This window comes from Streptomyces sp. NPDC024555 (genome assembly GCF_055559335.1).
Window position 1 is genome coordinate 1 of the sequence record NZ_JBVHKV010000042.1, and the last position, 5,959, is coordinate 5,959.

The following is a 5,959-nucleotide window of genomic DNA, read 5'->3' on the forward strand; positions in this document are numbered from 1 at the left end:
CCCGGCCAGACCCGAGGCCCGCAACACCGAACGACGGGACGAAGAGGGGGACGAGGCGTTGACGGACATGACGGAGGTGCTCCTCGCGTTGTCGACGTGCTCGGTGGAGGGGAGAGGGGTCCGCGCCGGTTCGGCCGGGTCAGAGCGTGCTGCGGTACGGGGGCATGAACCGCATCCGCGGCATCTGGTCGGCCAGCACTCCCCCGTCGACGACGATCCGCGCGCCCGTGAGGTACGCCCCGGCGTCCGAGGCGAGGAGCAGCAGCGCGCCGACGCATTCGTCGGGCCGGGCGTAGCGGCCGAGCGGGATGCGTGCGCGGTACGCGGCCTCGAAGGCCTCCCGGTCGAAGGGGAACTCGCCGTCGATGGGTGTCTCGACCATGCCGGGGGCGAGGGTGTTGGCGGTGATGCCGTGCGGGGCGAGTTCGACGGCCAGGGTCTCGGTGAGGAGCTGGGCGGCGGCCTTGGAGGCGTTGTAGTGGGCCAGGCCGGCCTCGGCGACGAGGGCGTTCTTGGAGGTGATGGTGATGATGCGGCCGGGCACGGAGTCGGCCGCCATGTGCTCGGCGACGCGGCTGCTGAGGAAGAACACCGCGTCGACGTTGACCCGCATGATGTGGGACCAGCTCGCCGGGGTGATCTCGTTGAAGCGTTCGAGGGCGGCGGTGCCCGCGTTGTTGACGAGGATGTGCAGCGGTCCCGCCTCGGCGCGCAGGGTGTCGGCGAACCCGGCCAGCGCCTCGGTGTCCGCGAGGTCCTGCCCGTACACCCGGCAGCGGCGGCCGAGCGCCTCGACGGCGGCCGCGGTCTCGGTGATGCCGTCGGCGTCCGGCAGGTCGACGAGGACCAGATCGGCGCCCGCCTCGGCGAGGCCGGTGGCGAAAGACCGGCCGAGTCCGCGCGCGGCCCCGGTGACGACCGCGGTGCGCCCGGTCAGGTCGAAGCGGTCGGTGCCGCGGGGCGGGACGGCTGCGGTCATGGCGGGTTCCTTCGCACGGGGTGGAGGCGGGAGGTGGGCCGCCGCGCGGGAGCACAACAGATGGGGTGCGCGGCGGCCCGTCTGCGGACCGGCGCCGGTACCGGGGGGATGGCCCGGTCGCCGGCCCGCAGGCTCGGGGGATCCGTCCGGTCAGGTGAGACCGAGCAGATCGAGGGAGGGGCGGTGGATGATCTCCTCGACGGCGTCCGCGTCCAGCGGCGGCAGCCCGGGGATGCCGGGGATCCGGGCGATCTCCCGGAGCCCCTTCACCGAGTCGTCGACGGTGGTGAACGGGTAGTCGCTGCCGAACAGCACCTTGTGGAAGACGCCGTAGTCCTGGACCAGCCGGAGGCTGTGCCAGAGCTGGAAGGGCCGGTAGTGCAGGGCGCTGAGGTCGGCGTACACATGCGGGTGCTTGCGGATGACCGCGATGCACTCGCCCTCGAAGGGGTGGCCGAGGTGCGCCAGGACCATGCGCAGTTCCGGGTGGCGGATCGCGACGGCGTCCAGGTGGCGGGGCATCGCCCACTCCAGCGGGGCGCTGGAGACGAAGGTGGTGCCGGTGTGCACCAGGAGCGGCAGCCCGTGCCGTTCGGCGTACGCGTACAGCTCGTCGTACTCCTCGGCGGCCGGGTCGAAGCCGGCGTACATCGGCATCAGCTTGATGCCGCGCAGCCCCAGCTCCTGGTGGCCGTAGCGCAGTTCCTCCTGCCAGCCGGGCTGGGTGGGGTCGAGCGCCAGATAGCCGATGAGCCGGTCGGGGTGGGCTCCGACGTACGCGGCCACGGCGGCGTCGTCCACCCAGAGCCCGCTGCGGCGCGCCTTGCCGCCCACGACGATGGTGCGGGTGGAGTCGGGCGCGGTGGCGGCGTACTCCTCCCACTTCACCGACAGGTCGACCTCGCCGGCGTGGGCGCGGGCGGAGTCGGAGCTGAAGGGGTCGGTGAAGTCGTGGCTGTGCCGGAAGAGGTGGGAGTGGACGTCGACGATCATGTGCGGTTCCGCTTCTCCCAGCCGTCGGCGAACATGTTCCAGAAGCGGTGGCTGGGCGGGTGCTCCTCGAAGACCTCGTCGACGAGTTCGACACCGAGGCCGGGTGCGGTCGGCAGGCCGATCCGGCCGTCCGCCATCGGGAGGGTGCCCTTGAGGGCGTCGAAGACGAAGGGCTCCAGGAGCCCGTCGAAGGTCTCCAGGATCTTGAAGTTGGGGATGCCGAGCGCCGCGTGCACCGAGACGGTGGTGCAGAGCGGGGAGTTGGAGTTGTGCGGGGCCACGAGCATGCCGTGGGTGTCCGCGATCGCGGCGAGCTTCCTGACCTCGGTGAAGCCGCCGGCCATGGAGAGGTCGGGCTGGATGATGTCGACGGCGTTCGTGGCGAAGAGCTGCTTGTACTCGTAGCGGTTGTGGAAGTGCTCGCCGCCGGAGATCGGGAACGCGGCGCGCTGCCGCAGTTCCGCGTAGCGCTCGATGTGGGTCCAGGGCATCGGCTCCTCGAACCAGCCGATGTCGAAGGGTTCCAGTTCGCGCACCAGCCGGGCGGCGGTGGGCATGGCGAACCGGGCGTGGCCCTCGATGAAGAGGTCGATGTCGGGGCCGATGGCCTCGCGGACGGCGGCCACCAGGTCGAGGGAGCGGCGCAGTTCGGCGCGTTCCAGTTCGTGGAGTCCGGGGCCGAAGGGGTCGAACTTGAGGGCGGTGTAGCCCTTGGCGACGGTCTCCTTCGCCTTGGCGGCGAAGATCTCGGGCTCGCGTTCGCCGGTGTACCAGCCGTTGGCGTAGACGCGGACGTCGTCGCGGCAGGCGCCGCCGGTCAGCCGGTAGGCGGGGACGCCGAGCGCCTTGCCCATGAGGTCGTACATCGCCTGGTCGAGGCCGGAGAGGGCGACGCCGCCCATGTCGCCGCCGCGCAGGAAGTCGCCCTGGTAGACGCGGAGCCAGAGTTCCTCGACGTCGAAGGGGTCGGCGCCGATGAGGTGGCGCCGGGCGAGGGATTCGGTGAGGGCGCAGACCTCGCTCACCCGGTAGGGGTGGGTGATCTCGCCGATGCCGGTGAGGCCCTCGTCGGTGTGGACGCGGACGTAGCCGAAGTCGCGCCAGGAGGTGCCGAGCATCAGCGTCTCGACGCGGGTGATCCGGCCGGCGGGGCCGGCGGGGCGGGTGCGGTTGACGGTCAGCATCAGCGGGTCGCTCCGCCCATGGTCGAGGTGTTCTCCAGGTCGCGGGCGCCGCCCTCGGCGAGGACGGCCTTGACGGCGGCCTCGGTGCCTTCGAGGAGACGGTCCACGTCGGCGTCGGTGTGCGCGTAGCTGATGTGGCTGCGCTTGAGGTTGAGCGGCAGCTCGAACAGGCCGTGCTCCAGGAGCCTGCGGCGGTAGCCGACGAAGAGCGAGGCGTCGTTGTTCAGCAGGTCCGCGTAGGTGCGGGGGGCCTCGCCCGGCATGAAGTAGGTGACGAAGACGGAGCCGTATCCGGTGACGACGGCGGGGACGCCGAGGCGCTCGTAGAGGGCGGTGAGTCCGGTGCGGACCCGGTCGCCGAGGCGGAAGACGTGGTCGTGGACCGGTTCCTCGCGGAGCTTGCGCAGGGTGGCGAGGGCGGCGGAGACGACGGAGGGGTGGCCGTTGTACGTACCGGCGAAGAAGGCGGGGGCGCCGGGGCGGGTGGAGAAGAGGTCCATGAGGTCGGCGCGGCCGCCGATCGCGCCGACGGGGGCGCCGTTGGCGATGGCCTTGCCGAGGGTGGTGAGGTCGGGGGTGACGCCGGAGATCCTCTGCCAGCCGCCGAGGTCGTGGCGGAAGCCGGTGATGACCTCGTCGAAGATCAGGACGCTGCCGGCCTTCGTGGTCTCCTCGCGGAGCGTGGTGAGGAACTCCTGGTACGGCAGGAGCGCGCCGACGTTGTGCGGGACGGGTTCGACGATGACGGCGGCGATGTCGTGGCCGTGCTCGGCGAAGGTACGGCGGACGGCCTCGCTGTCGTTGAACGGCAGGACGAGGGTGGCCTCCAGGACCTCGGGCAGGATGCCGGTCGAGATCGGGTCGTGGCCGCCGACCTTCTCGGGCGCGGAGATGACGTTGAGGCTGACCGCGTCGTGCCAGCCGTGGTAGCAGCCCTGGAACTTGACGACGAGGCGGCGGCCGGTGGCGGCGCGGGAGACGCGCAGCGCGTGGAAGGTGGCCTCGCTGCCGGTGCTGGTGAGGAGCACCTTCTCGATGGAGGGGATCAGCTCGCTGAGCTGTTCGGCGAGGAGGACCTCGCCCTCGGTGACGCCGACGCCGAGGTGGCCGAGGGTGGCACCGGCCTCGGCGGTGGCGCGGGCCACGTCGGGGTCGTTGTGGCCGAGCAGCGGCGGGCCGAACGCCGAGTGGAAGTCGGTGTACTCGCGTCCGTCGGCGGTACGGAACCGTGCGCCGTGGGTCCCGGTGACGACCAGGTCGGTCAGTCCGGGAACGCTCCGCTGGCCGCTGTTCACGCCGCCGGGCACGACCTGGCGGGCGCGTTCGGCGAGTCGGGCTCCGGATTCGTTGCCTACCGGGCCTGAACTCATATCGCTTGCTCCTTGCGTCGAGAGTCGTCGGTTGTCGCGGGCCCTGCCCGGCCCGTGAGTCCCTGGCGCCATCCGCCCGGCAGTCGCCGCAGGAAGGGGGTGATCCGTGGGGTACTCGGTGGTGCGTTGCGCTTTTTCAGAACGCTGTTCTGTAGAGCAGAACAGTGCCTGGATATTACGTCCGGCCCCGGAGGGGGTCAACCCCCAGTTCTGTCCTGACGAACGGCAGGGAATCAGGGGCCTGTTCGGCCACGAGGCGCTTTTCCGGCCCCCGGAGGCACTAGGCTGTTCTGCTATGACGAACAGTGCTGCCCCAGAAGAGCCGAAGTACTGGGTCAAGAGCGTGGCCAGGGCAGCGGACATCCTCGAAGTCCTCGCCGCCCCCTCGCAGGGCAACGGCCTCAGCGTCACCGAGGTCGGCCAGGCCTGCTCCATCTCCAAGAGCGCGGCCTTCGGCATGCTCCAGACCCTGCGCGCCTACGGCCTCGTCTCCGACGACGGCGAGGGCATGAACCGCCGCTACCGGCTGGGGATGAGCCTGGCCCGGCTCGGCGACCGGGCCAGGGCCCAGGTGTCCCTGCGCGGGGTCGCCCATCCCGTGCTGCGCGAGCTGACCCGCGCCACCGGCATGGCCTCCCGCCTCGCCGTCCCCGAGGACGGCCACGCGGTCGTGGTCGACCAGGTCGAACTCGACCAGCGCGTCCGGCTCGATCTGCGGATGGGCCAGCGGGAGCTGCCGCACTGCACCGGGCTGGGCAAGGCGCTGCTCTCGGCCGTGCCGCAGAGCGAGGCGGCCTCGGTCGTCGAGCGGTTCGGGCTGCCCCGGCGCACCGCGCGGACCATCACCGACCCGGCCACGTTCCTGTCCCATCTGCGCGACATCGCCCGGGTCGGGTACGCGCTGGACGACGAGGAGGACGCCGAGGGGATCATCTGCATCGGCGCGCCGGTCTTCGACGACCGTTCGGTGTGCGCGGGGGCCGTCTCGATCACGGGGCTGAAGCTCGGGCTGCCGGCCTGGCGCTACCAGGAACTGGGCGGCCAGGTGCGCGACGCGGCGCGCCGGATCAGCCTGCTGCTGGGCTGGGTCGAGGAGCCGGAGGACGGGCCGGCCGGCGGCGAGACGCCGCATTCCGGCGGATTCGGGTCTTGACCGATCGGCTCAACCCCCCGTAGGTTCCCTGCCAACCGGGGTGACATTCCGCCGTCACCGGCGATTTACCCCGCCCGGTCCGCTTCCGGCGCCTGCCCATCGCGCCGTGAACATCCGAGGACCGGTCCCTTTTCAGCCATCCGCCTTGTGGCAGTCCACCGCAGGAACGCTCCCTCCCTCGTCGCACTTCTCGGAAGGCGAAGTCCGCATGAGCGTTCCGCACCACTCCACGTCCTCTTCGTCCCGTCGTTCGGTGTTGCGGGCCTCGGGTCTGGCCGGT

General features: G+C 71.4%; 5 protein-coding genes. 1 reads left to right on the plus strand and 4 read right to left on the minus strand.

What is annotated here, in order from left to right; translation table 11 throughout:
* Positions 1–139: 139 nt before the first annotated feature.
* The 4 genes from ACZ4FH_RS36805 to ACZ4FH_RS36820 form a co-directional block, all read right to left on the minus strand.
* Positions 140–979 carry an SDR family NAD(P)-dependent oxidoreductase gene (locus ACZ4FH_RS36805; RefSeq protein WP_467310491.1) on the minus strand — a complete coding sequence of 280 codons (840 nt, stop codon included), beginning with the start codon at positions 977–979 and terminating at the stop codon, positions 140–142.
* A 150-nt stretch (positions 980–1,129) separates the two neighbouring features.
* Positions 1,130–1,972 carry an amidohydrolase family protein gene (locus ACZ4FH_RS36810; protein WP_467310493.1) on the minus strand — a complete coding sequence of 281 codons (843 nt, stop codon included), beginning with the start codon at positions 1,970–1,972 and terminating at the stop codon, positions 1,130–1,132.
* A complete protein-coding gene (locus tag ACZ4FH_RS36815; protein WP_467310495.1) occupies positions 1,969–3,156 on the minus strand; it encodes a mandelate racemase/muconate lactonizing enzyme family protein in 1,188 nt (395 codons plus the stop codon). Before ACZ4FH_RS36815 ends, ACZ4FH_RS36810 begins: the two co-directional genes overlap by 4 nt.
* Positions 3,156–4,526, minus strand: coding sequence for an aspartate aminotransferase family protein (locus tag ACZ4FH_RS36820; protein WP_467310496.1), 1,371 nt, complete (start codon positions 4,524–4,526; stop codon positions 3,156–3,158). The genes ACZ4FH_RS36815 and ACZ4FH_RS36820 overlap by 1 nt, the downstream gene beginning before the upstream one ends.
* A 295-nt stretch (positions 4,527–4,821) precedes the next feature.
* Here ACZ4FH_RS36820 and ACZ4FH_RS36825 point away from each other — a divergent pair, with 295 nt between their 5' ends.
* On the plus strand, positions 4,822–5,679 hold the full coding sequence (locus ACZ4FH_RS36825; RefSeq protein ID WP_467310498.1) for an IclR family transcriptional regulator: 858 nt from the start codon (positions 4,822–4,824) through the stop codon (positions 5,677–5,679).
* The last annotated feature ends 280 nt before the right edge of the window (positions 5,680–5,959 follow it).

Excerpts from the sequence above, each read along its gene's own strand:
- ACZ4FH_RS36805 (WP_467310491.1), bottom strand. The coding sequence starts at position 979 with ATGACCGCAGCCGTCCCGCCCCGCGGCACCGACCGCTTCGACCTGACC.
- ACZ4FH_RS36810 (WP_467310493.1), bottom strand. The coding sequence starts at position 1,972 with ATGATCGTCGACGTCCACTCCCACCTCTTCCGGCACAGCCACGACTTC.
- ACZ4FH_RS36815 (WP_467310495.1), bottom strand. The coding sequence starts at position 3,156 with ATGCTGACCGTCAACCGCACCCGCCCCGCCGGCCCCGCCGGCCGGATC.
- ACZ4FH_RS36820 (WP_467310496.1), bottom strand. The coding sequence starts at position 4,526 with ATGAGTTCAGGCCCGGTAGGCAACGAATCCGGAGCCCGACTCGCCGAA.
- ACZ4FH_RS36825 (WP_467310498.1), top strand. The coding sequence starts at position 4,822 with ATGACGAACAGTGCTGCCCCAGAAGAGCCGAAGTACTGGGTCAAGAGC.